This window comes from Rhodoplanes sp. SY1 (genome assembly GCF_046000175.1).
GTDB lineage: Bacteria > Pseudomonadota > Alphaproteobacteria > Rhizobiales > Xanthobacteraceae > Rhodoplanes.
In genome coordinates, this window is sequence record NZ_JBEOMB010000032.1 from 13016 (window position 1) to 39617 (window position 26602).

Here is a 26602-nt window from a genome sequence, read left to right on the forward strand (position 1 = left end):
TTCAGGCGCCGGGGGCGCGGGGCGCGGCGGCGGGCGCCCCGGCCTGCGGACCGTCGGTCGGCAGCACGATGGTCGGCCCGCTGGTCCGGATCAGCTCGCGCAGCGCCGCGGGCCGCACGAAGGCGCCGTCGCGCACCACCTCGATCGCAGCCACGTCGACCACCAGATGACGGGCGTCCTGGTCGGTGCGGGCGCGGGCGAGCAGCGCCTCGGCCTGATCCGGCGTCGCGGCGATCTCGGCGTCGGCGATGTCGCGCGACCAGGCGCCGTCGCGGCCGCGGAACACCACGGTGCCGGTCGAGAGGTCGTTGGCGGTCGCGACCACCGGGTGAAACGTCTTCGGGCGCTTCGACATCGCAGGGTCCTCAGGCGGCGGCCGGTGCGGCTTGACCGGTGGCGGCGTGGTTAGCCGCGGGTGCGAGCGTCGACGGGACGCCGGGGATGACCTCGTGATCGATGCCGGCCGCGCGTAGCGCCGCGGTCTCCTCGCCGGCGTGGCCGAGCACCATGGGGTCGCCGTCCGCGAGACGCACGACGCGGCGGCCCTCGCGGGCGAGGCGCATCAGGAGCGCAGCGACATCCGCTGCCTCCGGCGCCGGCCCGCTGTGCTTGCCGACCGGGATGCGTGTCGCGTCGCGCCGGCCCAGCGCGACCACGGCGTCCGGCACCAGCGCGTCGTGGACGATCACGTCGGCCTCGGTCAGCAGGCGATGCGCCCGCAACGTGATCAGATCCGCGGCCCCCGGCCCGGCGCCGACCAGATAGACCTTTCCGCCGGGGACCGGCGTCGCCTCGGCGTCGGCGAGCGCCTTCAGCGCGATCACGCGGGCGCGGTCGTTATCGCCCGCGAGGGCCGCTGCGGCCGCGCGGCCGGAAAAGATCGACGTCCAGAAACGCCGGCGCGCCGCGTTGTCGGGCAGGCGGTCCAGCACGGTCTCGCGCAGCGCTTCGGCGAGCGCGGCGAGGCGGCCGAAGGAGGGCTCCAGCAGCGCCTCGATTCTGGCCCGCACCATCTGGGCCAGCACCGGCGCGTGGCCGTCGGTCGCGATGGCGATCGAGACAGGCGCGCGGTCGACGATCGCGGGCGTGGCGAAGTCGCACAGATGCGGGCGGTCGACGACGTTGACGGGCACGCCGCTCTCGCGCGCGAGCGCCGCGAGCCGGGCGTCCTCGTCCGCGTCGCCCGTCGCGACGAACAGCAGCGCGGCGTCGCGCAGCATCGCGGCACTGACCGCCGCGGCCACCCAAGTGATGCCGTGATCCATCACGAACGCCGCGAGCGCCGGCGTCGGATCGGGTGCACTCAGCACCAGCCGTGCCTCGGTCCGCACCAACAGACGGAGCTTCTGAAGCGCGCCCTCTCCGTCGCCGGCGACCACCACGCTCCGGCCGGCGACGTCGTAGGACACCGGAAAGTAGCGAAACCGCGCCATCGCTGGTCCTCGTGTCGCGGCGGTCGGGCCGGATGCAGCACCGGCAGCACCCTGCACGGCAGCGCCGCTTTCGCGCTCAAGAGAGACGGCACGACCGGCGGAACTCAAGGTCCCGCGGGAAAAAGCGAGATGGTGATCGGTTCCGGTGCCGCCCCGACCGGTTTGTTCTTCCCGAAGCTCCCGAACGGAAAGACGTTCTCGCGGCCCGCGGGGCTTGCGTCCCGTCAGGGGCGACGCTCGGCTTGCGGGCCCTCGGGCGGGGCTCGTGCGGCTCGCGACGTCGTGGATCGCGCGAAAGTGGTATGGTGGCGCGTCGGCGACCGAGGATTGTCGACGATCCGCATCGCCTGGCCGACCGGGAGGCGCACCGGCCGTGCGCAGGTCGGCAATGCCGGCGCCGTTGTTCTCCGATTGTCCGGTGCTCTGCTAGATGCTGCCCGACGACACAGTATCCGACGCCCCGGATCGCCGCCTCGACCGCCCCTGCAGGCTCCGCACGGGCCTCGTCACGCGCCTCGGACCCGAAGACGGCGACGGCCCCTTCGTCTCCTTCGCGGAGACGAAACGCGACGGCCGCGAGCGCCTCGGCTCGCCGCCGACCGGATGACGACCCAGGAGACGGTCATGGCAGCGGATAACCAGTTCTTCGGTTCGGATGCCTATTCGCCCGCTGAAATCCAGGACAAGGTCGAGAAGCTCGGCGTCAAGAAGGCGCGCATGCCGTTCCTGCCCGAGTTCATGCTGGCCATGGTGGCCGGCGGCTCGATCGGGCTCGGGGGCATGTTCTTCACCATCGTGCTCGCCGATCCGACGCTCGGCTTCGCGATCCAGCGCGTGCTCGGCGGCGTCGTGTTCTCGCTCGGCCTCGCGTTGGTGATGATCGGCGGCGCCGAGCTGTTCACCGGCAACTGCCTGATCGTGATGGCCTGGTGGAACGGCCAGATCCGCACCGCGGAGGTGATCAAGAACTGGGCGATCGTCTGGTTCGGCAATCTCGTCGGCGCCCTCGGCCTCGTCTTCCTGGTCGTCATGGCGCACCATCCCGACATGAACAACGGCGCCATCGCGACCGCCGCCGTCAAGCTCGCCGCGAGCAAGATCCAGCCCGACATGGTGACGATCTTCTTCAAGGGCATCCTGTGCAACGTGCTGGTCTGCCTCGGCGTGTGGCTCGCCTATGCGGGCCGCTCCGTGTCCGACAAGATGGCCGGCATGGTGCTGCCGGTCGCCTGCTTCGTCGCCGCCGGCTTCGAGCACTGCATCGCCAACATGTACTTCCTGCCGCTCGCCTGGGTGATCTCCATGACCGGCCACGTCCCCGCGGGCGTCGACGCCTCGCTGATCACGTTGTCCGGCATCCTGCACAACATCGTCGCGGCGACGCTGGGCAACATCGTCGGCGGCGCCGGCTTCGTCGGGTTCGTGTACTGGGCCATCTACCGCAAGGGTCTCGGCGGTATCACGCCGCTACCAGCCCCGCGGACACCGCCCGGAACCGAGCCGACCGGCCCGCGCGTGACCCCGCGCTGAGCCGACGGCCCGGACGCGCCGGTTCGCCTGGTCCAGTTCACCCGCGTCGCGGCGGCGTCTCCCACGGGAGGCGCCGCACCTCGTCGACGCCTTCGGCGCCGGATCTCCTGTCTGCGCGTCTCGGTGACGGACCGCTGCAACGATCGCTGCAACGATCGCTGCCCTTGTCGCTGCACCTATTGTCTCGGCGATCACGAGACCGACTGGGTGGTGGGCCCGGCAGGACTCGAACCTGCAACCAAGCGGTTATGAGCCACCGGCTCTGACCATTGAGCTACGGGCCCGGGGCCGGATTCGGCGTGGCCGGACGGCGGCGAACCGTAGCAGCGGCGGGACGCGAGAACAACGGGCGCCGTGGTGCGTCGGCACCGTGCGGAGCCCGCGGCGGATGGGCAGTGTCTGCGGCCGACCGGGCGCTTGCGCCTGCTACGCATCTGCTGCCCGAGCCATTGCCCAAAATCGAGTCATCGCTCCGCCGGTTCGCGCCGCGCGATCACGCCGGAGACGATTCACGGGGGAATCCGGTTCTGCTAGCCTTGCGCGAATCGATCCGCGACCGGGACGGGCGGACAGGGTGCGCCAGGACGGCGGTGGGCGGGGTCGTCATGCTTCCGACGTTTCGTTTGATGCTGGTCGCCACCGTGGTCGTGATCGTCGTGCTGATGGTCGCGGCGCGCGGTCTCGTCGCCTATCCCGATGCGGTGACGCGCATCGGCGAGGTGCCGACCGTGAGCCGCTCGCTTCTCCAGATCTCGGCGATCCCGACCGACGCGACCCAGCACCGGCTGCGGCTCGCCGCCAACCCGCTGCCGGCGTCGGACGCCGACGGTGCAGGCGAGGTCGGTGCAGGCGAGGTCGGTGCAGGCGAGGTCGGTGCGGGCGGGGTCGGTGCGATCGCGGCCGCGACGGCGACGACGAGCGGCACCGCCGCCGACGGGCCCGCCGTGCCGCCGCTGCCGCTGGTCGCCGCCGACGATCGCGGCCGTCAGGTCGCCACACCCCGCTCCGCCGATCCCCTCGGCGACCTGATCCGGGCCGTGGTTCCGGAGACGCCCGAGCCGGCGCCGCGCGATCCGGGCGTCGCGGTCGGTCCCGTGGCCGCGGTCGAGACGACGGCGGACGACACGGTCCAGCGGCTCGGCTTCGGGGCGGGTGTTCGCGCGTCGGCCCCCGCCATGACCGCGCCCATGGAGGAGCCGGTGCCGCTCGGCTTTGCGGCGGCGCCGGCCGCGCCGCCCTCCCTCGTCGCCCCGCCGGCGCCCGAGGTCACCGACGCTGCCGTGGCGGTGGTGGCGCCGGCCGCAGCCGCGGCCCAGGCCGCGACGCCGGTGGCCAAGCCGATCGACAAGCCTGCCGCCAAGACTGGCACGAAATCGAAGCGTGCCGGGAAGCCCGCGCCGCGCAAGAAGCCGAAGCCGCGCGTCGTCTATCGCCCGGCGCCGGCGCCCGTCGCGACCGCGACGCCGGGTGCGACGCACGACCTGATCTTCCCGACTTACGGGCCGTTCGGGACGACGACGGCCCCGACGACGGGCACGTATAGGCGCTGATTTTTCAGCATCGGAGGGTTCTGCGACGCGGCGCCCGAACAAGGGGCGTTGGCAGGCAGATTCTCGTGCAACTGCGGATTGCGGGCGCCCGGCCGGCGCGCTAACCGGTTCGATCACCGGAACATTCATCGACAGTTTACGTTGTTTATTGTCGCCAGCTCTCGTCGATCCAGATCTCGTCGATCCAGCTTCTGTCGACCCAGCTCGCGTCGCCCGAGTTCCCGTCGTCGACGACCCGCGGAGGCCACCATGGCCCATCACATGGTCGAGAAGGACACCCTGATCCGCGCCAACCGGACCATCGCGCTGGCGCTCGTCTGGGGCGGCCTCGCCGTCTGCGTCACGGCGGCGGCGGTCTACGACGTCGGCCAGTGGGTCGGCGCCTGGTGACGCGGCCGTCCGTCTGACCGGCGGCTGCCTGACCGGCTCGCGGCCGGTCGGCCGGCGTCACTGTGCCTCACATCCGCAACAGTCGCTCGGCATTGCCGGCTAGGATTTTTTGTCGGTCGGCGGCGGCGAGCGGCACGCCGTCCATCCAGGCGACCGCGTCGCGGTTGTCGGCGAACGGCCAGTCGACCGCGAACAGAATCCGGTCGATACCGAGCTCCATCACGCAGCACATCAGCGCCGGCGTCGAGAAGAAGCCGGAGGTCGTCACCGAGAAGTTCCGTGTCAGAATCTCGCGGAAGGCGACGCGCTTCTGTCCCGGCCGCGCCAGCGTGCTCTCGATCCGCCACAGGAGGAACGGCAGCGTCTCGCCGAGATGGCCGAGCACGATCTGCAGGCCCGGATGCAGGTCGAACACGCCCGAGAGGATCAGTCGCAGCGCCGTCGTCGCGGTCTCGACCGTGAAGCCCCAGGCGGGCCGCACGACGGTCGGGAAGTCGGCCGCGTAGTCGTCGTAATAGGCGGCCGTGACGGCCGGATGCGGCAGCGACGGGTGCAGGTAGATCGGTACGCCGAGCTTTTCCGCGCGGGCGTAGATGGGCCGGAAGCGCGTATCGTCGAGAAACAGGCCGTGCGCCATCCCGTGCAGCATGGCGCCCTTGAAGCCGAGCGTCTCGACGCAGCGCGAAAGCTCGTCGGCGGCGGCCGCCGGATCGGTGGTCGGCAGCGCCGCGAAGCCGGCGAAGCGGGTCGGATGCGCCGCGACCGCGGCGGCGAGGCGGTCGTTGACCCGGCGGGTGAGCGCGACCGCCTCGGGACCGTCGAGCTTCTGGGCCGACGGCGCGCCGTGCGAGAGCACCTGCACGTCGATGCCGGCCGCGTCCATGGCGGCGATCCGGGCGTCGGCGAGATCGTGCAGGCTGTCGGCGAGCGGCCCCGGGCGCGCCGCCTCGGATCCCGTGAACAGTGCCGCCATCTCGGCGTCCCAGTAGTGCTCCTCGATGGCGATCACGCGGGGGCGAGCGGGCGTCGTCGTCGGCATGCAGTGTCCTTCCTGATCACGTCGAGCCTCCGCGCGCCGTGGACACGTCCCACGGCGCGCGGAGATTTCGTCAACGCACCGTCTTGCGGGCGATCACCACGTTGTCGAACACCAGGTTCGACGACCAGATCCAGCGTGCCCCGTCGAACAGCTCGGGATAGCGCGTGTAGGCCGGCAGCGCGTTCACGCCGACATCCGTGTCGGTGTACTCGTAGGCGCGCGGCCATGGGGCGTCGTCGAAGGCCTTGCCCTGCCATCCGTCCGGGATCTTGTAGTGAACGGCATAGCAGGCATCGGCGCAGGGCGGCTTCTTGGCGACCGGGTGGACGCGGCCGAGCTTGGTCGTGTCGTGCACGTTGCGGATCTCGACCACCTCGTCGGGCGTGTTCAGCGGCGCGATGTAGAAGGTCTGCGCCTTCCAGCTCGAATCCGTCACGGTGCCGTCGGAGAAGCGGGCGATCAGGCCGCCGTCGCCGGGATGGCGCGGATTGCCCTGGAACAGCTCCATGCCGAGGCCGAGCTGCTCGTCCCAGTCGACCAGCAGGAACGCCATCGTGTAGGGCTTCTTCGCCTTGAACTTCACGATCGCAGAGTTGAACGGCGTGTAGGGTGTGTGATCGATCCCGACCAGCTTGCCGTTCACGTAGAGCTCGAAATAGTTGTCGGCGACGATGTAGCCCGTGATCACCTCGCCGTCCGGGTCGATCTCGACCACCGGCACCTTGGAGGCGTCGACGTCGGCGCTCTTGGCCGGCGTGACCTGGGTGCACTCGTTGTAGAGATCGGCGGCGATCGGCCCTTTGCCGTACTGCACGGGCGCCGGCATCGTGATCACGGTGCCGTCGGTCGCCGTGATGGTGCCGACCGCGCTGACGCGATGGTTGGAGACCGTCACGGGGCACTTGTAGAGGTTCTCGGTCGTCACCTTCGCCTGGCCCTGCGTCACCATGCGGCCGCCGGGCAGGGCGCCGGGCTTCACGGCCGGGGCGGCCGCCGGTGCGGGCGCCGGCGACTGGGCGACGACCGACTGGGCGACGGCCGGCGGGGTCGACAGCGCGGCGGCACCCGCGAGCACGAGCGCCAAGCCTGCGCCCTGGGCGCAGGTCCGGATCTGGATTGGCATGCGTTTCTCTCCCAAGGACGTTCTTGTCGGCGCCCGGCGTCGAGGCCGGTGCTGTGTCGCGGGGGAGAGCGTGACGGCCTCCCTCGCAGACCGCAATGGTGGCCCGGGAGGGGGTGCGCGTTGGTATGCAGAGTTCGCCGGGCAGCCTCTCGGCGAACGCAGCGCTGGGCCCATGGCGCTCACGTCGTCTGCCGCGCGATCTGCGCCGCCAGGCGGCCGTAGACCTTCAGCGCGTTCGTCTCGAAGATCTTCTTGCGCGATGCATCGTCCAGGGTGGGCGCCGCCGCGACATAGCGGCCGGTGTCGTCGAAGTTGAAGCCGGTCTGCGGGTCGGCGCCCTTCACGGCGCCGAGCATCTCGGTGGCGAACAGGATGTTGTCGGCCGGGATCACCCGGGTCAGCAGGTCGATGCCGGGCTGGTGATAGACGCAGGTGTCGAAGAACAGGTTGCTCATCAGATGCCGGTCGAGCGTCGGCCGGCCGAGCTGCTGGGCGAGCCCGCGATAGCGGCCCCAGTGATACGGCGCGGCGCCGCCGCCGTGCGGAATGATCAGCTTCAGGGTCGGGAAGTCGGCGAACAGGTTTCCCTCGACCAGCTGCATGAACACCGTGGTGTCGCCGTTGATGTAGTGCGAGCCGGTGGTGTGGAAGTTGCAATTGCACGCGCCGCTGACATGGATCATCGCCGGCACGTCGAGCGCCACCATGGCCTCGAACAGCGGATACCAGGAGCGGTCGGTGATCGGCAGCCCGCGCCAGTGGCCGCCGGACGGATCCGGATTGAGGTTGCAGCCGACGAAGCCGAGCTCCTTCACGCCACGTTCGAGCTCGGCGATGCAATCGGCCGGTGCCGCGTCGACCGCCTGCGGGAGCTGCGCCACGCCGACGAAATTCCGCGGGAACAGCCCGCACACTCGCCGGATCAGGTCGTTGCAGTGCCGCGTCCACGCCGCGCTCGTCGCGTGGTCGCCGAGATGATGCCCCATCGCGGAGGCCTTGGGCGAGAACAGCGTGAGGTCGATGCCGCGCTGCTTCTGGATGGCGAGCTGGCCGGCCGCGATGCTCTCCCGGATCTCGTCGTCCGTGATCTCCGGGTAAGGCGGGGCGGGCCGCCCCGCCGCGGCGGCGGCGAGCTGCGCGGCGCGCCAGCCCTCGTGGGCCGCCGGTGCCGTGGTGTAGTGGCCGTGGCAGTCATGCCGTCGCGGAACGAGCGGGAATTGATAACCAAGCGTTGGAAAAGAGGCCTTCGTGTCACCGTAGGCTGCATTGATGCGGTCTGACTGGTAGGTCTCGTCATAGTGTAGTCCCCAGTCCGCCACGCCGACACGGGATGATGAGACCTGTGCGCGGATAGCTCTGGACGACGCATCGAATTGCTGACTCGCTGATCTTCAGAGCGGATCGGGAGCGGGCGATGTCACGGCGACGGATCGGTCAGGAGACGCTTCAATTCGGTTCTGGACCAAGTCGCGGCCGGTCGCCACTCGACGCGCTGGCGGCGCTTATCGACTGCGTTCCAATCACAGTCTCGTCGAACAGATCGCCGTGACCTCGGCCAATGTCGCCGACAGCAAAGCCGGTCCCGCGGCCGTGCCGGACGATCCGGGTGAAGTCTTCGCCGACAGTGCCTACAGAGGACGCCACTTCGGTGACGTCGTTCGCGCCAAGGGCGGCACGCCACGGATCGCTGCGACCAGCATGTGGGGTCGCGACGAGGCCGAGACTCTCGCCCGGCTCGACGCCTGGAACCGGCCGATCCACCGATCAGGCAAAGGATCGAGAAGATCTTCGGGACGTGGAAGCGCAGCTATGGACTGCGTCGCATGCGATGGCGCGGAATGGCCAAGGCGACGCTCCTAATCCACCTCACCGCCATCGCCTACAATCTGAAACGGGCAATGGCCATCACGACCGTCGCCTGACCCAATCGGGCGGACGTGACACCGCCACGGCGGCGATGTCGATGTGGATAGTAATGGCCATCCGAGCCGAACCAGCAAGCCTGAACGCCACCACGCCCGCCGATCTGCCTCATCTCCGCGGTCGATAGCGAAAACCGCGAAAATCAGCCGATTTCGCAACCCGCGCACACGTCTCATGACTTGAGGTTCAGAACGAATCCCCGATCGATCGACGCCGCGGTATGCACTCGGTGCGATCTTGCATCGAAGTGCCTATCGTGAGCGAGTTCGACGCCGGTTGACGCCGCACGTGGCGCAGAACACCAGCGTCCGGCGCTCCGCCATTGACGGGCGGACAACCCGCCACGCCGGCTATGCGGCCAGCCAGTGCATCCGCAAGGGGAGCGAGGAAGCGTTCGGCTAGATCAAGGCCGTCGCCCGCCAACACCCGGTTCAGAGGCTTCTCCGGCGTCGGCTACCACCAGGTGACCGGCTCCCGCTCCGCCGTTGTGCATGTCAGATGGGACCGACAAACACGAACGTGGGTGTCGACTCGTATTTTTCGGTATTGACCGCTCACCTCCCGTATCGCCTAGTCTAAGCTTCCCGCCCGTACGAACATCGCGAAGAACTGGACGCGCGGCCCCACGACACCCGTCGAACGATCGGGAGAAGCGGCATGATTGTCGGCCTGCCGATGGAAACCTTCACCTATCTGCACGTGGTGATCAGCCTCACTGGAGTGCTCTCGGGCATCGTAGCAATGGCCGGGATGTCGGTCGGACGTCGTATGCCGGGCCTGACTTTCGTCTTTCTGGCAACCACGTTCGCGACCAGCGCCAGTGGGTTCCTGTATCCCGCGAACGGGGTCGGAATCCGTCACGTCGTCGGCGCGGTTTCGATCATTCTGCTGACCACGGCGCTGGTCGCGCTCTATGTCGGGCAACTCAAGCAGGCATGGCGCTTCGTCTATGTCGGTGCGGCCCTGGTCGCGCTTTGGTTCAACACCAGCGCTGCGGTGGTGCAGGCCTTCCGGAAGATCCCGGTCCTCGCGGCTTGGGCGGGTGAAGGCGTCGAGAACTGGACCCTCACGCTCCAGGTGATGCTCGGCGTCGGGGTCCTCGTGATTGGTGGCCTCGCTCTGCGTCGCGGGTCCGCTGTGCTTCCCGTGCCGATATCCGGCCGCTCCGCGGGCGGCTCGGACATGCTGCTGCGGGTGCCGACCCTTCGTTAGCGCACGATCCGCCGATCCTCGATTCTCCTGGCTCAGCCTCCCGTCACGCTCATGTGGCGGGCGACGGCGGGGCGCCGGGTGGTGCGGTCGATGACGAAGTCGTGGCCCTTGGGCTTGCGGTGGATCGCCTCGTCGAGCGCCGCGTGCAGCTGCGCGTCGTCGGGCGAGGCGCGCAGCACGGCGCGCAGATCCGCCGCGTCCTCCTGGCCGAGGCACATGTAGAGCGAACCTGTGCAGGTGAGGCGGACGCGGTTGCAGGATTCGCAGAAATTGTGGGTGAGCGGCGTGATGAAGCCGAGCCGGCCGCCGGTCTCGGCGACCCGCACGTAGCGGGCCGGGCCGCCGGTGCGGTAGTCGGTTTCTGTCAGCGTGAAGCGCTCGGCGAGCCGCGCCCGCACGGCGGACAGCGGCAGATACTGGTCGAGCCGGTCCTCGCCGATCTCGCCGAGCGGCATCACCTCGATGATCGTGAGGTCCATGCCCGCGCCGTGCGCCCACACCATCAGGTCGGCGAGCGTGTGCTCGTTGACGCCCTTCAGGGCGACGGCGTTGATCTTCACCTTCAGGCCGGCCCGCTGCGCCGCCGAGATACCGGCCTTCACCTGGACGAGATCGCCCCAGCGGGTGATGTCGCGGAAGGTCTGCGGGTCGAGCGTGTCGAGCGAGACGTTGATGCGGCGCACCCCGCAGGCGGCAAGCTCGGCCGCATATTTGCCGAGCTGCGAGCCGTTGGTGGTGACGGTCAGCTCGTCGAGCGCGCCGGTCGCGAGATGGCGCGACAGCGCCCGGAACAGCGTCATGATCCCGCGCCGCACGAGCGGCTCGCCGCCCGTGATGCGCAGCTTGCGGGTGCCGCGCGCCACGAAGGCCGAGCACAGCCGGTCGAGCTCCTCCAGGCTGAGCAGGTCCGCCCGCGGCAGGAACGTCATGTGCTCGGACATGCAGTAGACACAGCGGAGATCGCAGCGGTCCGTCACCGAGACGCGCAGATACGTGATGGCGCGGCCGAACGGATCGACCAGCGGTCCAGGTGACGCCGGCGTCGTCTGCGTCCCCGAACGGCCAATCGCAACCAACGTTCCGTGCATGAGACCCTCCGGCGCTCGCCGCGCCTCATCGCCGCGGCGGCGGGGCGATCGAGGTGATCGGCAGCTCCGACGCGGTCCCGTCGAGGGCCAGCCGCAGCTCGAGCGACACGTGATGAAAGCGCGCATCGGCGAAGTCGTCGTGCACGGCGAAGCCGACCGTGTAGACGGCGCCGGGTACGATGCCGATGTCGCCGGAGTCCGCCGGCTTCAGCGGCCGTCGCAGCGTCGCGACCCAGCGGTCGCCGACCTGGGCGATGCTGCCGCCGATCGGAACGCCCCCCTCCATCAGACGCTGCGCCAGGACACTGCCGGATTCGGCCGGACGCCCGGGGCGCACGCGCAAGAGCTCCATCCGGGTCCCGGCAGCGCGCAGTGCCGCGAGGTCGGACGCCGACTTCACCGCGATGCCGCCCCCGCGCGGGCCGTCCTTGCCCTGCAGGTCGATCCGCTCGCGCGACTCGGCCAGATACTTGGTGAGGCCCTGGGCGATGGCCGCGTCGCGCGCATCGGCGACGAGCCCCGGCGCACCCGATGGATCGACCCGGGCAGCGTCCGGCATCGAGCGCACGTCGTGATGGCACGTGACCCAGCATCCGCCCTGCTCGCCGCGCGCGACGGCCGGTCCCGCGATCATCATCGACAGCTTGCTGGCGTGCTGCGGGTCCATCTTGCCGCCCTCGACAAACGGCGCGGGCGCGTGCGGCGTGTCGCTCCACTCGAAGCGGAGAAACAGATCGGTGCCGTCCTGCGCCGCCTGGACCGAGAGGTCGATCCACGGCCGCTTGCCGGGGATCGGCGTCGGCTCGTTCTTGGCGCCGGACACGAGCTTGCTGCCGATCTCCTTGACCTCCTTGCCGTGGCACTCGCTGCACCGCTCACCGGTGCGCAGGAAGCCGCGGGCGCCGGTGTGATCGCGTGCCACCTGGATCCATTCGAACGAGCTGACGCCGGGGTAGAACAGCGTCACGGTCTTGGCCGGCACCGCGGCCCAATCGACGCCGAACGTGTCGACCGACGCCGCGCCGGCGGCGTCCCCCGCTGCCTTGCGGGACAGCTCCGCCTCGATGCGCGCCCGCAGCGCCTGCTCGGCGGCCCGCGCCGCCTCGTCACGCGCCTTGGCTTCCGCTTCCTCGCGCGCCGTGACCCGCGCCAGCCCGTCGACGAAGGTCTGCGGGATCGGACGGATGAAGGCCGGATTCGGCTTTTCGAGCGCTTCGATCTGGGCCGTCGTCAGGCGTTCGCGCGGGCTGTTGTGGGCGATGCCCTTGTGGCAGTCGATGCAGGTCTGGCCCGACCCGAAGGCGTCCATATGGACCTTCCGGGCCCGCGGCTTCTGGAACTCAGGGTTCATCGACTGGAGGGTGTGGCAGTTGCGGCATTCGAGCGAATCCGTCTGCTTCATCCGGTCCCACACATGGGTGGCGAGCTCCAGCCGCTTGGTCTCGAACTTCTCCTTGGTGTCGATGGTGCCGAGCATCCAGTGCCACAGCTCGTTGGTGGCCTGCACCTTGCGCATCATCTTCGGGAACCACTCCTTCGGCACGTGACAGTCCGAGCAGGTCGCCTTCACGCCGGTGCGGTTCTGATAGTGGATGGTCGTCGCATATTCCTTGTAGACGAAGTCCCGCATCACGTGACAGCCGGTGCAGAACTCGAGCGTGTTGGTCGCTTCCACGGCGGTGTGGAAGGCGCCCCAGAACAGCACGCCGCCGACGAATCCCGCGGCCAGGAGGCCTCCCAGCGCCCATCGGGCGCCGGTCGAGGCGAGCCGCTCTTTCATCCGGCCGCTGGCGGACGAGCGCGCCGGCACGGTGATCCGGGGTTCCGACATGATCACTCCATGGAGATCGTGCGGGCCGTCAGGCGGCGGACGCCGAGAGCCGGCGGGCCACCGCGACCGACTCCGCCTCGGCGAAGCAGCGGGCGCAGCGGACCAGCCCGCGATAGAAGGGCGCGGTGCGTTCGCCCGGCGTCTCGTCCATAGCGATCAGGAACGGCACGAGATGCCGGTCGAGAAAATCGTGTTGCGCGCGCCGGTACGGAGCGGCGTCGAGCGCCTGCTCGACCGCCTGCGCCTCCTTCGCGACCAGGAACTGGAGGAACTCGAGCTCCGCCGTCACGTTGTCGACGAAGTCGCGCGGCGCCTCACCGGGCACGAGCCCGAAATGCCGATAGAAGGCGTCGATCTCCAAGAGAAGGTCCGCGCGCGGGCGATCGGTCACGTAGCTGCCTTCGTAAAGGGAGAGCGGCGGCTTGCGCGGCCCGGCCTCGAACGTCGCCAGATAATCGCCCTCGAGCGCCACGAGATCGGCGGGCCGCGTCTCGAGGTCGGGACGCACGCTCGCCAGCATTCCCATCAGATCGGGATGAACATCGGTGACGAGATCGATCAGATCAAAGCCGAAGTCGCCGGCCTCGATGTCGTCGAGCAACTCGGCGCCCGGATAGGCGAAGCCGCGCGACAGCTCTCCGTAGATGCTGCTCCGCACGATGGCGGACCGCGACGTTTCCGTCATGTCAAATGATCCTCGTCGCTCAGTCGGGGTCCTTGGCGTCGGCTTGGAGCTGGTCCCGGATGGCGGGGACCGGCTCGCCCATGAACACGTTCTTCAGCTTGAAATGCTCGTGCACGCCGGTGCCGGGGCCCGAACGGAGGACCTCCTTGTCGTAGTCGAAGGCGTATTTGGGATCGAGCGCCGGCGTGAACACCTTGAAGGGCGGGTGCGCGCCGGCGAAGCCCGAGCCTTCGTAGTTGAGGTGGCAAGTCGCGCAGGCGGTCTTGTAGTCGAAATTTTGGCCGAGCTTCACCAGGACGTCGCGGGCGGTCTCGCCCTTGCCCGTCTTCCACCGCTCTTCCGCGTTGCCGTGCTCGACCCGGAACTTGCTGCCGGCGCCATGGCAGGACTCGCAGCCGACGACGGCGAGGTTCTTGTGCTCGGACGCCGGAGTCGCGGCCGAGAAACCGCCCGGCTTGCCGAAGCCCGTGGTGTGACAGCCGATGCAGGCCGCATCGGTCGTGTAGTCCTTGTCCGGATCGAGCTTGCCCTTTTGTTTGGCCGCCGCCTTGACCTTGGGCTTCAGCGACTCGAACGCCTTGGCGTGCGAGGTCTGGGCCCAGCTCTCGGCTTGATCGATGTGGCACTTGCGGCAGACGCTCACGCCCTCGACCTCCTGGCCGGGCGCCAGGCCCGGAACGAGCAGGATCGCGAGCGCGACGCCGATCGGCAGGATGCTCTTCATTCTTCCTCCTCCGGAGCCTTCGCCCTGATCCGGCCCGTCCGGTTCGTTGATCACGTCAGCGGGTTCAGCATCATGTCGGCGCTGCGCCGGCCGATCATGATGTCCATCAGCTCGGACGGCTGGCTCATCAGACGCTTGCCGCGCTCGTCGTTGAGGACCTTCATCACGCGCGGCACGTCGTTGCCGAACAGCTTGACCAGATACTCCATCGGGATCTTCTTGTCGGTGCGGAGATTGCCCTGCTCATCCTCCGTCGCCGGACCGAGGACCGGCGGGATGTAGAACATGTTGGGCTCGGTGCCGCGTCCGGCGTAGAGCGGCAACGCGACCTTCCAAACTTTGGTGAGCTGGTGAACCGAGCTCGCCGTGTCCTCCATGAAGCCGACATGCATGGCGCGGCCGACGCACTGGGCGACGCACGCCGTGGCGACGCCCTTCTCGATGCGCGGATAGCAGCCGATGCACTTGCTCGCCTTCTGGACAGCCGTGTTGAAGTAGGTCTTGTCGTAGGGGCAGGCCTGCACGCAGTTGCGCGCCGCCTTGCACTTGGTCTGGTCGATCAGGACGATGCCGTCGGCCGCACGCTTGTAGATCGCGTCGTTGGGGCACGCTTCCAGGCAGGCCGGCTTGCTGCAGTGGTTGCAGTGGCGCGGCAGGTAGAAATAGTAGTTGTTGGGATAGGTGCCCTCGCCCTGGTCCTCGTCGAAGTTCGGCGCCCAGGACGCGAAGCCCGCCGTGGTCGCGGCGGGGCGCGGGCGCACCCGGCCGGGATTTCCCTGGAACAGCCGCGCCTCGTAGTCGAACTCGAACGGCACGCCGTAGTCGCCGGCGGTCGGCATGCGGCCGCGCTGGACCTCGCCGGCGGCGTTGAAGCCGCCGCCCTCGTTCTCCCAGTTGCGCGGATACCCTTTGCCCGGGCGCGTCTCGACATTGCGCCAGTAGATCGGATCCTCGCCCCGCTGGTTCGTCCACAGCTTCTTGCAGGCGACCGTGCAGGTCTGGCAGCCGATGCACTTGTTGAGATCGACCACGAAGGAGAGTTGCTTTTCCGGTTTGGTGATCTGCTTGGCCATGATCGTCGTCCTCGAAACCCTGGTTCGGGGACGGCGCGCCGTCGAGGGCGGCCGTCCCGTGGCGTCGTGCCGCTCAGCTCGGGATCAGACCCGTGTAGCGGCGCACCTGGACGCGGGCGTCGCGCTGGGTTCCGCCCGGCCCGTAGTAGTTGGGCCGGAACAGCAGATGACCGTAGTTGCCGACCAGGCTCGTCGGGTTGATGCGGATCGGGCAGACGCTCTGGGTCGAGCCCTCGATCAGATCCATGTAGAGCTCGGGGGTGTGGCACATGGTGACCCGCCCCTCTGGCTCGCGATTGTGGATCTTCACCCGGCAGATCATCCGCCCGTGGTCGTTCCACACCTCGGCCCAGTCGTTGTCGCGCAAGCCGCGGGCCTTCGCCTCGCCGGGCGGCATCTCCAGCACCGGGCCGCCGCGCTGGAGCCGCAGCATCAGCACGTTGTCCTTGAAGGTCGAGTGGATGGCGTGGCGGCTGTGCGGCGTGTTGAATCGCAGCGGGAACGCGTCGGCGTCGACCGGCGCTTTGTAGACCGGCAGCTCGACGCCCATCTCGATGAACCAGTCGTGATCGATGTAGAACTGCTGCCGTCCGGTGAGGGTCGGCCACGGCTTCTTGCTCTCGGTGTAGAACTGGAACGGCGTGTAGGGCACGCCCTCCTTGATGGGCGAGGTCCAGTTCGCCTTGAAGCGCTGCGGCCGCTCGCGGATCATGTCGAGCGTGAGGCCCTTGGTGGCCGGCGCGTTGTCGAGAATGAACTGCGCCGCCTGGGCGGCGCTCTCCAGCTTGCCGTTGTCGGTCTGCTGCGCGTAGAGCGTGGAGAAGTCGCGCGAGACGTTGAACTGCTCGTCGAAGACGCGCGACATCCCGCGCGCCACCGCGCGGTCCTGCATCTTCTTGGCGAGCAGCGCGAACACGTCCCAGTCGTGCTTCGATTCGTGCATCGGCGGGATCGCCGGCTCGGTCATGTGGACGAAGGTGTGCTCCTCCGTCATCTGCAGGTCGAGCTTCTCGTACCAGTGCGCGGCCGGCAGCACGATGTCGGAATAGAGCGCCATCGAGTCCATGCGCAGGTTGAGATTGACGATCAGGTCGAGCTTCGGCCACAGGTTCTGCAGGACGTATTTCTGGCCCTTCGCCTGGTTCAGGAAGTTGCCGCGATAGACGATGAACACCTTGGGATCGCGGCCCTCGCGCGGATAGATCGGCATCATCTTCTGGTCGAGGCTGGCGCGCAGATACTTGCGGGTGTCGATGCCCACCGTCTCCATGGCGTCGTAGGCGTCGGCGTGCACGTAGGTCCAGATCGTCGTCTGGGTGAAGCGATGCCGCGCCGCGCCTTGCGGGAACGACAGCGCCAGGACGCCCGGCACCGCGACCGGCTTCCACTGGCCGATGTAGTGGTTGACGCCGCCGCCGTTCTTGCCCTCGTTGCCGGTGAGCGACGAGAGCAGATGGAAAGCGCGGATCTCGATGTCGCTCCAGTACCAGTGATTGGTGCCGCCACCGCTGATGATCATCGCCGGCTTGACGGTGCCGTAGGACTTGCCGAGATCGACGATCGCCTTCTCGGCGACGCCGGTGATCTCCGACACCTTCTTGGGTGTGTAGTCGCGCATGATGCGCTCGGCGTAGAGCGCATAGGCCGGCTTCACGTCGACCGACTTGCCGTCCTTGAGCGTGACCTTGAAGCTGCCCTCGAGCGCCGGGTCGAGATCGCCGAGCGCGATGGTGCCGTCCGGGAAGGTGTGCGTGTTGCGCCCCAGGTAGGCGGGCTGAGCGGCCGGCCGGCCGCCGGGCGGCTCCTCGCCCCAGCATCCCTTGGCGATCACGGGCTTCTTGGTCTTGGTGTCCCACACATAGAACTTCGCGGCCGAGCCGCCCTGCACCACGTCGGCCTCGCGCAGGAACTTCTTGGTGTCCGTGCGGATCAGATAGGGGAGATCGGTCTGCTCCTTGACGTTGGCGACGTCGACCAGCTTGTCGCGCATCAGGACGTGCGCCATGCCGAGCGCCAGCGCCGTGTCGGTGCCGGGCTTGGGGTGGATCCAGGTATCGGCCTTGATGGTCGTCGCGTTGTAGTCCGGCGCGATGCTGACGACCCGGCTGCCGTTGAGCGCCGCCTCGCTGATGAAGTGCGCGTCGGGAATGCGAGTGACGGCCGGGCTCGAGCCCCACAGCAGGATCAGCTTGGCGTTGAACCAGTCCGCCGTCTCGGCGGTGTCGCCCTGGACGCCGCAGGTCTGCGTCTGGCCGGTCGGGTGGTCGCCGTACCAGTCGAAGAAGGTGTGCGTGTGGGCACCGATGAGGTGGGCGAAGCGATGCCCGGCCGAGAACGACACCGGCGCGACCGCCGGCACCGGCGTGTAGACGCTGATGCAGTCGACCGCGTGGTCCCGGATCGTGTCGAGCATCTTGTCGGCGATGATGCCGAGCGCCTCGTCCCAGCTCGCACGGCGCCACTTTCCTTCGCCGCGCGCGCCGGTGCGGATCAGCGGATACTTCACCCGGTGCGGCCCGTAGAGATAGTCCGTCCCGCAGGCGCCCTTGTTGCAGCCGCGCGGATTGTATTCGGGAACGCCCGCGAGCGGCGGCATGTCCTTCGAGGCCTCCTCGCGGAGCACGATGCCGTTCTTGGTGTAGACCCAGTGCGGGCAGGCGCCCGTGCAGTTGATCAGATGCGCGCCGCGCGTCTTGGTGTCCCAGCTCCATTTGTCACGGTAGAGCTGCTCCCAGCCGGCGTAGTCGTGCTGCATCTGCGGCGAGGCCGCTGGCGCCTGGGCCAGCGCCTTCAACGCGAACGGGCCGCTGAACAGCGTGCCCAGATACGCGGCACCGCCCAATCTCAGCAGATCCCTGCGGGTCGTCTTCGACATGGAGAATCTCCCGGCGGAAGAGTTTGACAGGATGACGCGCGCGCGACGGCGTCACGCGAGCGAGAAGGCCGGCAATCGAAACGGGGCGGATCGCGGACGGGGGCGGCGAGCCGGACCGGGACAGGACCTCGCGGACATGTCGGGGGCATGTCGGATCGCGGTCGTGATGGGGGTGAGGGAGGTCGAACCACCGGCCCGCGCGAACGCGGACCGGCGAACGGCGGAGTCTCCGGCGTGAGCGGCAGCGGACACCCGCCACCGCTCACGACCGGTCACATGGAGCGGTCGGCGTCCGAGAGCGTGTTCACCACGGAGTCGATCGACTGGATCGTGCCGAGCACGGTCGGGTTGCCCCAGCGGACGTGATACTTGTTCTCCGGAACCTGGGCGAGCGCGATCAGCAGATTGTTGAACGCACCGAGATCGTTTGTCTCGAAATAGGTGATGAAGTCGGTGTCGGAGAGGCCGGTCGAGTGATAGAGCTTGCGCTTGACGTTGACGAGATACTGCAGCGTCGGCGCCGTGTGAACCTCGATCTCCTTCAGCCGCTGCTCGGGCGTCATGTTCCACCACTCGGCGTTCTTCTTCACCGGGATCATGATCGCGTAGCGGGGCGCCGGATCCGTGTAGGTGGCCGCGAACAGCCCGGCATTGAGCGTCTCCGACTTCTGCTTGGTGATGTAGTTGAGCCCCTTGGTGATGCCGACCAGGTTCTCGGTGACGTCGGAGTAGGAGCCGAACTTGGTGGCGCGGAAGTCGGTGAGGAACTTCTGCGCGGCGGCGAGGTCGTAGGCGTGCACGCGCAGGAAATAGTCGCTCTTGGCGTCGAAGCCGCGGGTCAGGTAGGCGTCGACGATCACCTTGTCCTTGTGCTTCGCGACGACGGCGAGCACCTCGGCCGCGGCCGCCTTGCGGTCGGCAGCCGGCAGCATCGCGTATTCGGGCCGCAGCTTGTAGACCGCGAAGTCCCCGAAGACGCCGAGGTCCGTGAGGATCTTCGCGCGGTCGATCGAAGCCATCGGGGCCATCGGGGCTGTCGCCATGGGGGCCGGCGGCATCGGGCCGGGCGCCGGCATTCCGCCGCCTTGCTGGGTAAGGGCCGTGCCGGCCAGGGCGAGGGACATCGCCGCGGCGAGCCCGAGTTGCAGCCTGTGCCGGCGCGGCACGAGGATCGAAATCATGTCTGCCTCCGCGTGTGAATCAGCGGGCGGCGCGGCCGGGGGTCGCCCTCGTGCGGTCGGAGACCGGCGAGGGCTGGCGTCGTCCATCCTATTCTTCGGCGGATGGTGGCCGGTGTTACTGGTCCGACGGGGTCGGGTGTAGTACCTAGGCACCCGCCATGCCGGGTGCGGGAAGATTAATTCCGGCCCGGCGTAACATCGGCGCGATCGAGCCGAAAAGGACTATGAACGTGCGGGTGGACCGCAGCGAGCACGACCTAGCGGAGGCCATGAGAGCGGCGTCGCGCGGCGACGCTGCCGCTTACACACGATTGCTGCGGGACGTCGCCGAGTGGCTGAGGCCGATCATCCGACGCGAACTCGTTCGCTCCGGCCGGTCGGGAGCCGATGCGGAGGACATCGTGCAGGACACATTGCTCGCGCTTCATTTGAAGCGGCACACCTGGGACGAGGCGCGTCCGATCGGGCCCTGGATCCGTGCGATCGCGCGGCACAAGCTGATCGACACGCTCCGGCTTCCACGCGGGCGCGGCAACGACGTGTCGATCGACGAGTTCGGTGACCTGCTGGTGGCCGACGAGCCGGCACGCCCGGCCCTCGAGCGCGATGTCGAGCGCCGCCTCGATGCGCTGCCGCCGGGCCAGAGACAGGTCATTCAGGCGATCGCCATCGACGGACTGTCGATCGGCGAGGCCGCGGCGAAGTTTTCGATGACGGCGGTCGCGGTGCGGGTCGCGCTCCACCGCGCTCTCAAATCGCTCAACAGCACGGCGGGCGTAACATGAAGACCGATGAGCTCATTCAAGCCCTCGTGGCCGATCGCGAGACGCGTGAGCCGTTCGGGTCCGGCGCGCTGGCCGGCGCGGTGGGACTCGGGCTGGTCGGTTCTCTGCTTGTCTATGCCGCGACTCTGGCGCCGCGCGATCTCTCGACGGCGCTTTTCCAGCCTCGGTTCGATTTCAAGCTGATCGTCGCACTCACGCTCGCCCTCGCTGCGGTGCCGATCGTCGGGCGGCTCGCGCGGCCGGACGGGCAGCCCGGGCGCGCCACGCTGGCGGTGCTGATCGCACCCCTCCTGCTCGCGATCGGCGTGCTGGTCGAGCTGGCCGTGGTCGACGCCGCGGCATGGCGGACTCGGTTGATCGGCGAGAACGCCGTCGCCTGCCTGCTCTGCATCCCGCTGCTCTCGGCTCCGATCCTCGCGGCCGTCATCCTGTTCCTGAGAAGGGGCGCGCCGACCCGGCCGGATCTTGCCGGCGTGTTCGCCGGCCTGCTGGGCGGCGGTCTTGGTGCCTTCCTCTATGCCAGCCACTGCCCGGACGACTCGCCCCTGTTCGTCGCCGCCTGGTATCCAGTCGCGATCTTGGTCGTGACCGTGGTCGGCTGGGGCGTGGCGCGCGTCTTCGTCCGGTGGTGAAAGGGCCATACGTCCTGGCCGCATGCTGCATCAGCTACGCCTCTTGAAGTTCGGTGCCGTTTACCGACGAAAGCATCGAGCTTGGTCGGTCTTTTGCAGCCCGGCCGCTGCGACGTCCCGTGAAACCGGTGGTTCGATTCGGCTGGGTGGAGGTGTAGGTGGCGGGAAGACTGGTTATCTCTCCTGTTGTTCCTTAACTTTGCTGGGAAGAGATCTACCCGTGCGCGGAAACGGCGATCAGAAAAGCGAGAAATCGCGGCTGAGGCGCCACGACTTGATTGCAGCAGGCCAGACGGATTAGGGTTGAGAGAATTTGACGGGCTGTCCGAGTTGGCGCCTGTAACCCGCCGCCTTACTGGACGGAATTGGCGACTCTCCTCAGGTCCGGCGGCCCAAGCACGACGACGTTCCCGCCGAGGTCCGGGCGGACGAGCATGCCGTCGCGGTGTTCAACTCGCTCCAGAACGCCATGAGCGGGATCACCGGACCGCAGGGCGGCAATATCCGGCCCGTGCTGGCCGCCGCCGCGCTGGAGCTGGTGTCGATCGTCAAGACGCTGAAGGTCGTCAACTGGACCGAGAATGTCGACGTCCAGAATGCCATGCGGAACCGCATGGACGACTACTTCTTCGACGTCGTGCGCGACCAGCACGGCATCGCGCTGGAGCCGGAGCAGATCGACGCGATCGTCGATGCCGTGCTCAAGGTCGCACGCGCGCGGATGGCCTGAGGATGCACGGATCGATCGCCTATGCGGGCCAAAGGATCGACTACTCGGCCCGCCACTCGGCCCGCAAGACGCTCGCGATCTCGGTCCACCCGGACGGCGCCGTCGAGGTCGTCGCGCCGGCCGGCACCGATCGGCATGTCATCGAACAGCGGCTGTTGCGGCGTGCGGGGTGGGTGCTGCAGCAGCGCCGCTGGTTCGAGCAGTTCCTGCCGCGCACGCCCGAGCGGCGCTACGTCGGCGGCGAGACGCACCTCTATCTCGGCCGCCAGTACCGGCTGAAGGTCGAGAGCGGCGACGAGGAGGGGGTGCGCCTGAAGGGCGGCTACTTCCGAATCACGGTCGCCGGCACGCCGTCGCCGGAGCGCGTTCGCGTGCTGCTGGAGGCGTGGTATCGCGAGCGCGCCGACTGCAAGCTGCAGGAGCGCTTCGAGGCGATCGTCGCGCGCTTCTCGCGAATCGCGGCGCGGACGCCGAGCCTCGCCATCCGGCCCATGAAGCGCCGCTGGGGCAGCCACAGCGGCAGAGGCCGAATCACGCTCAATCGCGACCTGGTCCGCGCGCCGCTGCCCTGCATCGACTACGTGATCGTCCACGAGCTGGCCCACGCCCGCCACCCGAACCACGGCCGCGCCTTCTTCGACCTGCTCGCTCAGATGATGCCGGAGTGGGAGAGGCGGAAGCTCGCCCTGGAGCGCATGCTGGCGTGAAGGGGGAGCGTGGCTGCGAATCGTATGCCCCGCCGCACGACGAACCCAGGGTCTGGCGGGTGCGAATGGGGTGGGCTCGGGATCCCTGCCGGCCATGACGCGGGACCGGTATGCGGTCCGCCGGGGCGTCATCCGCGATTCGCCTCGGAACGTTCGGCCCTGAAAAAAGAACGGCTGCGACTGCCCTACGATTCGCGCCGTGCTTCCAATGTGCTTCCAGAAGGGAGAAACGGCGCAGCCGCGCCGCGGTCGCTCATACGAGCCGCGACCTAAACCGGTGAATAATCAGAGGTATTTTTGGTGGAGCCAAGGGGAGTCGAACCCCTGACCTCTTGAATGCCATTCAAGCGCTCTCCCAACTGAGCTATGGCCCCACGCGCGACACGGGCTTGGGCGTTCCGTGTCGAAAGTCTCACCCTTGAACGTCTCACCCCGGTGTCGTCCGCCGGCCTTTCGGCCAGATCGGCGGTCCGTCCCGCCGGGGTGTCGTCCCGAGCGTTCTAGGCCCGGTCGCCGGCCGGTTCAAGGCCCGGCGCGTCGGCGCCGCGCTTAGAACCACACCTTGGGCCGGACATCAAGTCTCTTCCTCGTCCTCGATGTCGCCGCCGAGAATTTCCGACACGTCCGTGTCCTCTTCCTCGTCCTCGGCGATGAAGGCGTCGTCGTCGAGGCTCTCGTCGAGATCGACGTCCTCGGCGCCACCGGGGCGGCGACCTCGTAGACGGTGCCGCATTTCGGGCAGACGATCGGGTCCTTGGACAGATCGTAGAACTTGGCGCCGCACGAGGCGCAGAGGCGTTTCGTACCGAGCTCGGGTTTTGCCACGGTCGGAAATCCTTGAAGCGGAAGTCGGAAAAAACGGACCCTTCGTCTGGCGACTCGGATGTCCCCTGTCAATAGCGCCGGCGCGGTGCCGGACAGCCATGTCGGGTGATTCGTGCCGGCCCTGCCGGCGGTCGGTCGGCCGGTCGCCCTATGGGGCTGCCGCGCTCCGGGTGAAAGGTCGACGTCGGCGGAGTCGGCGGCCTGGTCCCGCCCGGCGGCGGCTCCGAGATTCCTGTGGGCGGGACCGGCGATCCCCGGTAAGACAGCCCGCTTTCCGATTGCTCGCCGCCGTTTCCCGGGGTCCCGCTCATGTCCTCGACCGCCGCCCTCATGCCTCTCACCGCCCGCGGTGCCCGCCCGCTCGCCGGCCGCGTCCGCGTGCCCGGCGACAAGTCGATCTCGCACCGGGCACTGATTCTCGGCGCGCTGTCGGTCGGCCGCACCACCGTCACGGGCCTGCTGGAGGGCGAGGACGTGCTGGCGACCGGCAAGGCGATGAGCCTGCTCGGCGCCACCGTGGCCCGCACCGGGCCGGGCGCCTGGTCCGTGGACGGCGTCGGGGTGGGGGGCTTCGCGGCGCCGCCCGAGACGCTCGACTTCGGCAATGCCGGCACCGGCTCCCGGCTGGTGATGGGCGCCGTCGCCGGCTGCCCGGTGACGGCGATGTTCGACGGCGACGCCTCGCTGCGCCGCCGGCCGATGCGCCGCATCCTCGATCCGCTGGTGAAGATGGGCGCGACCGTGCTGCAGGCCGCCGAGGGTGATCGCCTGCCGATCATGCTCGCCGGCGCCCGCGACCCGCTGCCGATCGTCTACGCGACGCCGGTGCCCTCCGCCCAGGTGAAGTCGGCTGTGCTGCTCGCCGGCCTGTCGGCGCCGGGCGAGACCGTGGTGATCGAGAGCGAGGCGACCCGCGACCACACGGAGAAGATGCTGCTGCACTTCGGGGCGACCGTGACGGTGGTGCCGGACGGCGCGCACGGGCGGCGAATCACCCTGAAGGGTCAGCCGGAGCTGCACGGCGCCGACGTCGTGGTGCCGGCCGACCCGTCCTCGGCGGCGTTCCCGCTGGTCGCGGCGCTGCTGGTGCCGGGCTCCGACATCGTGCTGGAGACCGTGATGACCAACCCGCTGCGCACCGGGCTGATCGCCACGCTGCGCGAGATGGGCGCGTCGATCGAGGAGGTCGACGCCCGCGAGGACGGCGGCGAGGCGATGGCGGACCTGCGGGTGCGGTTCTCGCAGCTCACCGGCGTCGAGGTGCCGCCCGAGCGGGCGCCGGCCATGATCGACGAGTACCCGGTGCTCGCCGTCGCCGCCGCCTTCGCCCGCGGCACCACGGTGATGCGCGGCCTCAAGGAGCTGCGGGTGAAGGAATCCGACCGGCTCGCTGCCACGGCCGATCTGCTGCGCGTCAACGGCGTCACGGTGACGATCGACGGCGACGACATGATCGTCGAGGGGTTTGGGGGCAAGGGCCGTCCGCCCGGCGGCGGCACGGTCGCCACCCACATGGATCACCGCATCGCCATGTCGGCTTTGGTGATGGGCCTCGCCACCGAGAGGCCCGTCGCGGTCGACGACGCCGCCTTCATCGCCACGAGCTTCCCGGGCTTCGTCGAGACGATGCGCGGGCTCGGCGCCGACATCGGGTAGGAGCGAATCGTAGCCCGCATGGAGCGAAGCGGAATGCGGGGGCAGGGCCGTCCCGCATTCCGCTGCGCTCCATGCGGGCTACGCCGCCGTCTCACCGCGGCTTCACACTCGATCGCACCGGGGTCGGCACGGCGCGGCCGCCGTTCGGGGCCGCCGACGGCGCTCCGGCCGCCGTGTCGCGATACAGATCCGCCCGGGTCGGCGGCAGGCCGGAGGGGCCGCGGCGGCGCTTCGACGCGAGCGTCTGGTAGAGCCCGACCGTGTTGCGCTCGAAGGCGATCGCGCAGGCCGCCAGATAGGCGATCCACATCCGCGTCTTGACCTCGCCGACCTCGGCGACCGCGGCCGCCTCGTTGGCGACCAGCCGGTCGTGCCAGAGCTTGCAGGTCTTCCAGTAGTGCTCGCGCAGCTGCTCGACGTCGTGCACCTCGAAGCCGTGCCGCTCCAGCATCGTCACGGTGTTGCCGATGTGGTCGAGCTCGCCGCCCGGAAAGATGTACTTGGTCAGCAGCGCGAACTCGGCGCGCTTCTTGCGGAAGGTCTTGTCGTCGCGCTTGGCGGGCCGGGTGATGGCGTGGTGCAGGAACAGCCCGCCCGGAACCAGCACGCGGTTCACGGTGTCGTAGTAGGTCGGGTAGTTGTCGATCCCGATATGCTCCTGGATGCCGATCGCCGCGACCTTGTCGTACTGGCCGTCGACCGTCGAGTAGTCGCGCAGCTCGATCGTCACGCGGTCCTCGAGCCCGAGGCGGCGGACCTTCTCCTGGCCCCAGGCGACCTGCTGCTCGGAGAGCGTGACGCCGTGCGCGATCACGCCATAGTGCTGCGCCGCGTAGCAAGAGAGCGCGCCCCAGCCGCAGCCGACGTCCAGGAGCCGCTCGCCCGGCTTCAGGCGAAGCTTGCGGCAGATGTGCTCCAGCTTGTCGCGCTGGATGGTGTCGACGTCGTTGTCCCAGTCGGTGCAGTAGCCGCACGTGTAGACCATCTCGCGGTCGAGCCAGAGCGCGTAGAAGGCGTTCGAGACGTCGTAGTGATAGGCGATGTTCTTCTTGTTCTCGGACGGCGCGCCGCTGCTCGGCGCCTCGTCGGGCGTCTCCTCGAGCGGCCACGGGCCGCCGCGCGACACCGTGAAGAAGCGCGCCGCGGTCGTCAGCGTCAGCGTCTTGTCGAGGGTCTTCAGGAAGTCCTTGGTGCGCACCTTGGGGCGCTGCTTGACGAGATCGAAGATCGTCCCGTTGACGAGCGCGATGCGCCCGGCCGCCCACAGGTTCGCGAGCGTCTCCAGGTTCGGCCGGCGCACCAGCGCGGCGACGGCGCCCTCGTCGGCGATCCGCACCGCCAGCGCCTCGGGCGCGAGATCGTCCGGCACCCGTGCGCCGTCCCACAGCACGAAGCCGATGTCGAGCGCCAGCCGCTCGCGCGCATGGGCGAGGAGCTTTCCGAAGCTGTCGAGGCGCCGTGCGGCCGCGTCCATGATGTCCCCCTTCACAACGGCCCGGGATACAACCGGGCGGGGGGATATTGCAGAAGTGTGTCCGGCATGGAATAGCCTGCCGGCCCGACGGCGACCCCCGGCGCCCCGCGGCTGGTGCAACGGGTTGACGAACAAG

General features: G+C 68.8%; 24 protein-coding genes, 2 tRNA genes and 2 pseudogenes. 12 read left to right on the forward strand and 16 right to left on the reverse strand.

All coding sequences use genetic code 11. The features are described from left to right. Position 1: 1 nt before the first annotated feature. Together ABTU92_RS09555 and ABTU92_RS09560 are read right to left on the reverse strand one after the other, a co-directional pair. Positions 2–355 carry a DUF2849 domain-containing protein gene (locus ABTU92_RS09555; protein WP_408089963.1) on the reverse strand — a complete coding sequence of 118 codons (354 nt, stop codon included), beginning with the start codon at positions 353–355 and terminating at the stop codon, positions 2–4. A 10-nt stretch (positions 356–365) separates the two neighbouring features. Further along, on the reverse strand, positions 366–1433 hold the full coding sequence (locus ABTU92_RS09560; protein ID WP_408089965.1) for a siroheme synthase: 1068 nt from the start codon (positions 1431–1433) through the stop codon (positions 366–368). 430 nt (positions 1434–1863) lie between these two features. On the opposite strand from ABTU92_RS09560, the gene ABTU92_RS09565 reads away from it, so the two are divergent. Then, a complete protein-coding gene (locus tag ABTU92_RS09565; RefSeq protein WP_408089967.1) occupies positions 1864–2040 on the forward strand; it encodes a hypothetical protein in 177 nt (58 codons plus the stop codon). 17 nt (positions 2041–2057) lie between these two features. Beyond that, positions 2058–2963 (forward strand): formate/nitrite transporter family protein, encoded by a 906-nt coding sequence (locus tag ABTU92_RS09570; protein WP_408089969.1) that lies wholly within the window; start codon positions 2058–2060, stop codon positions 2961–2963. Positions 2964–3171: 208 nt separating this feature from the next. Here the strand turns inward: ABTU92_RS09570 and ABTU92_RS09575 are convergent. Further along, positions 3172–3247 (reverse strand) — tRNA-Ile (locus ABTU92_RS09575). 321 nt (positions 3248–3568) lie between these two features. Here ABTU92_RS09575 and ABTU92_RS09580 point away from each other — a divergent pair. Continuing rightward, on the forward strand, positions 3569–4513 hold the full coding sequence (locus tag ABTU92_RS09580; protein WP_408089971.1) for a hypothetical protein: 945 nt from the start codon (positions 3569–3571) through the stop codon (positions 4511–4513). A 249-nt stretch (positions 4514–4762) separates the two neighbouring features. Then, positions 4763–4903 (forward strand): hypothetical protein, encoded by a 141-nt coding sequence (locus ABTU92_RS09585; protein ID WP_408089973.1) that lies wholly within the window; start codon positions 4763–4765, stop codon positions 4901–4903. A gap of 67 nt (positions 4904–4970) precedes the next feature. Here the strand turns inward: ABTU92_RS09585 and ABTU92_RS09590 are convergent, their stop codons facing one another. The 3 genes from ABTU92_RS09590 to ABTU92_RS09600 all read right to left on the reverse strand — a co-directional run bounded on the left by ABTU92_RS09590 (position 4971) and on the right by ABTU92_RS09600 (position 8384). Further along, the gene (locus ABTU92_RS09590) at positions 4971–5942 is read right to left on the reverse strand and encodes an amidohydrolase family protein (RefSeq protein WP_408089975.1); all 972 of its coding nucleotides are present in this window, start codon (positions 5940–5942) and stop codon (positions 4971–4973) included. 70 nt (positions 5943–6012) lie between these two features. Further along, positions 6013–7065, reverse strand: coding sequence for a hypothetical protein (locus tag ABTU92_RS09595; protein ID WP_408089977.1), 1053 nt, complete (start codon positions 7063–7065; stop codon positions 6013–6015). A gap of 179 nt (positions 7066–7244) precedes the next feature. Further along, positions 7245–8384 (reverse strand): amidohydrolase family protein, encoded by a 1140-nt coding sequence (locus ABTU92_RS09600; RefSeq protein WP_408089979.1) that lies wholly within the window; start codon positions 8382–8384, stop codon positions 7245–7247. Between the two features lie 381 nt (positions 8385–8765). On the opposite strand from ABTU92_RS09600, the gene ABTU92_RS09605 reads away from it, so the two are divergent. From ABTU92_RS09605 to ABTU92_RS09615, 3 genes and pseudogenes are all read left to right on the forward strand, one after another. Then, positions 8766–8987 (forward strand): transposase, encoded by a 222-nt coding sequence (locus ABTU92_RS09605; RefSeq protein ID WP_408089981.1) that lies wholly within the window; start codon positions 8766–8768, stop codon positions 8985–8987. A 274-nt stretch (positions 8988–9261) separates the two neighbouring features. Continuing rightward, a pseudogene (locus ABTU92_RS09610) lies at positions 9262–9390 on the forward strand (IS5/IS1182 family transposase); the annotation flags it as partial. A 255-nt stretch (positions 9391–9645) separates the two neighbouring features. Next, positions 9646–10200 (forward strand): hypothetical protein, encoded by a 555-nt coding sequence (locus tag ABTU92_RS09615; RefSeq protein ID WP_408089983.1) that lies wholly within the window; start codon positions 9646–9648, stop codon positions 10198–10200. A gap of 32 nt (positions 10201–10232) precedes the next feature. Here ABTU92_RS09615 and moaA read toward each other — a convergent pair whose 3' ends face one another. From moaA to ABTU92_RS09650, 7 genes are all read right to left on the reverse strand, one after another. Further along, positions 10233–11288 carry a GTP 3',8-cyclase MoaA gene (moaA, locus tag ABTU92_RS09620; protein ID WP_408089985.1) on the reverse strand — a complete coding sequence of 352 codons (1056 nt, stop codon included), beginning with the start codon at positions 11286–11288 and terminating at the stop codon, positions 10233–10235. A gap of 25 nt (positions 11289–11313) precedes the next feature. After that, positions 11314–13119: a NapC/NirT family cytochrome c gene (locus ABTU92_RS09625; protein WP_408089987.1), complete on the reverse strand. Its 1806-nt coding sequence runs from the start codon at positions 13117–13119 to the stop codon at positions 11314–11316. A 28-nt stretch (positions 13120–13147) separates the two neighbouring features. Beyond that, a complete protein-coding gene (locus ABTU92_RS09630) occupies positions 13148–13804 on the reverse strand; it encodes a molecular chaperone TorD family protein (RefSeq protein WP_408089989.1) in 657 nt (218 codons plus the stop codon). Between the two features lie 19 nt (positions 13805–13823). Then, entirely contained in the window at positions 13824–14528 is a 705-nt protein-coding gene (locus ABTU92_RS09635) for a cytochrome c family protein (RefSeq protein WP_408089991.1), read from the reverse strand. Between the two features lie 50 nt (positions 14529–14578). Next, positions 14579–15601: a 4Fe-4S dicluster domain-containing protein gene (locus tag ABTU92_RS09640; protein ID WP_408089993.1), complete on the reverse strand. Its 1023-nt coding sequence runs from the start codon at positions 15599–15601 to the stop codon at positions 14579–14581. Between the two features lie 73 nt (positions 15602–15674). Further along, positions 15675–18476, reverse strand: a complete 2802-nt coding sequence (locus ABTU92_RS09645) for a molybdopterin-dependent oxidoreductase (protein ID WP_408089995.1) — start codon at positions 18474–18476, stop codon at positions 15675–15677. A 272-nt stretch (positions 18477–18748) separates the two neighbouring features. Continuing rightward, the gene (locus ABTU92_RS09650; RefSeq protein WP_408089997.1) at positions 18749–19657 is read right to left on the reverse strand and encodes a chlorite dismutase family protein; all 909 of its coding nucleotides are present in this window, start codon (positions 19655–19657) and stop codon (positions 18749–18751) included. A 224-nt stretch (positions 19658–19881) separates the two neighbouring features. Between ABTU92_RS09650 and ABTU92_RS09655 the strand changes: the two genes are divergently transcribed. The 4 genes from ABTU92_RS09655 (at position 19882) to ABTU92_RS09670 (ending at position 22511) form a co-directional block, all read left to right on the forward strand. Continuing rightward, positions 19882–20442, forward strand: coding sequence for a sigma-70 family RNA polymerase sigma factor (locus ABTU92_RS09655; protein WP_408089999.1), 561 nt, complete (start codon positions 19882–19884; stop codon positions 20440–20442). Further along, positions 20439–21074 carry an NrsF family protein gene (locus ABTU92_RS09660; RefSeq protein ID WP_408090001.1) on the forward strand — a complete coding sequence of 212 codons (636 nt, stop codon included), beginning with the start codon at positions 20439–20441 and terminating at the stop codon, positions 21072–21074. The genes ABTU92_RS09655 and ABTU92_RS09660 overlap by 4 nt, the downstream gene beginning before the upstream one ends. Positions 21075–21519: 445 nt before the next feature. Beyond that, the gene (locus tag ABTU92_RS09665; protein ID WP_408090003.1) at positions 21520–21804 is read left to right on the forward strand and encodes a hypothetical protein; all 285 of its coding nucleotides are present in this window, start codon (positions 21520–21522) and stop codon (positions 21802–21804) included. A gap of 2 nt (positions 21805–21806) precedes the next feature. Beyond that, positions 21807–22511: a M48 family metallopeptidase gene (locus ABTU92_RS09670; RefSeq protein ID WP_408090005.1), complete on the forward strand. Its 705-nt coding sequence runs from the start codon at positions 21807–21809 to the stop codon at positions 22509–22511. Between the two features lie 298 nt (positions 22512–22809). Here ABTU92_RS09670 and ABTU92_RS09675 read toward each other — a convergent pair. Beyond that, positions 22810–22885, reverse strand: a tRNA-Ala gene (locus ABTU92_RS09675). Between the two features lie 200 nt (positions 22886–23085). Beyond that, positions 23086–23336 (reverse strand): annotated as a pseudogene (locus tag ABTU92_RS09680) (TIGR02300 family protein). Positions 23337–23645: 309 nt separating this feature from the next. On the opposite strand from ABTU92_RS09680, the gene aroA reads away from it, so the two are divergent. Beyond that, positions 23646–24992, forward strand: a complete 1347-nt coding sequence (gene aroA, locus ABTU92_RS09685; RefSeq protein WP_408090007.1) for a 3-phosphoshikimate 1-carboxyvinyltransferase — start codon at positions 23646–23648, stop codon at positions 24990–24992. A 91-nt stretch (positions 24993–25083) separates the two neighbouring features. Here aroA and ABTU92_RS09690 read toward each other — a convergent pair whose 3' ends face one another. Further along, a complete protein-coding gene (locus ABTU92_RS09690; protein WP_408090009.1) occupies positions 25084–26466 on the reverse strand; it encodes a class I SAM-dependent methyltransferase in 1383 nt (460 codons plus the stop codon). Positions 26467–26602: the final 136 nt, after the last annotated feature.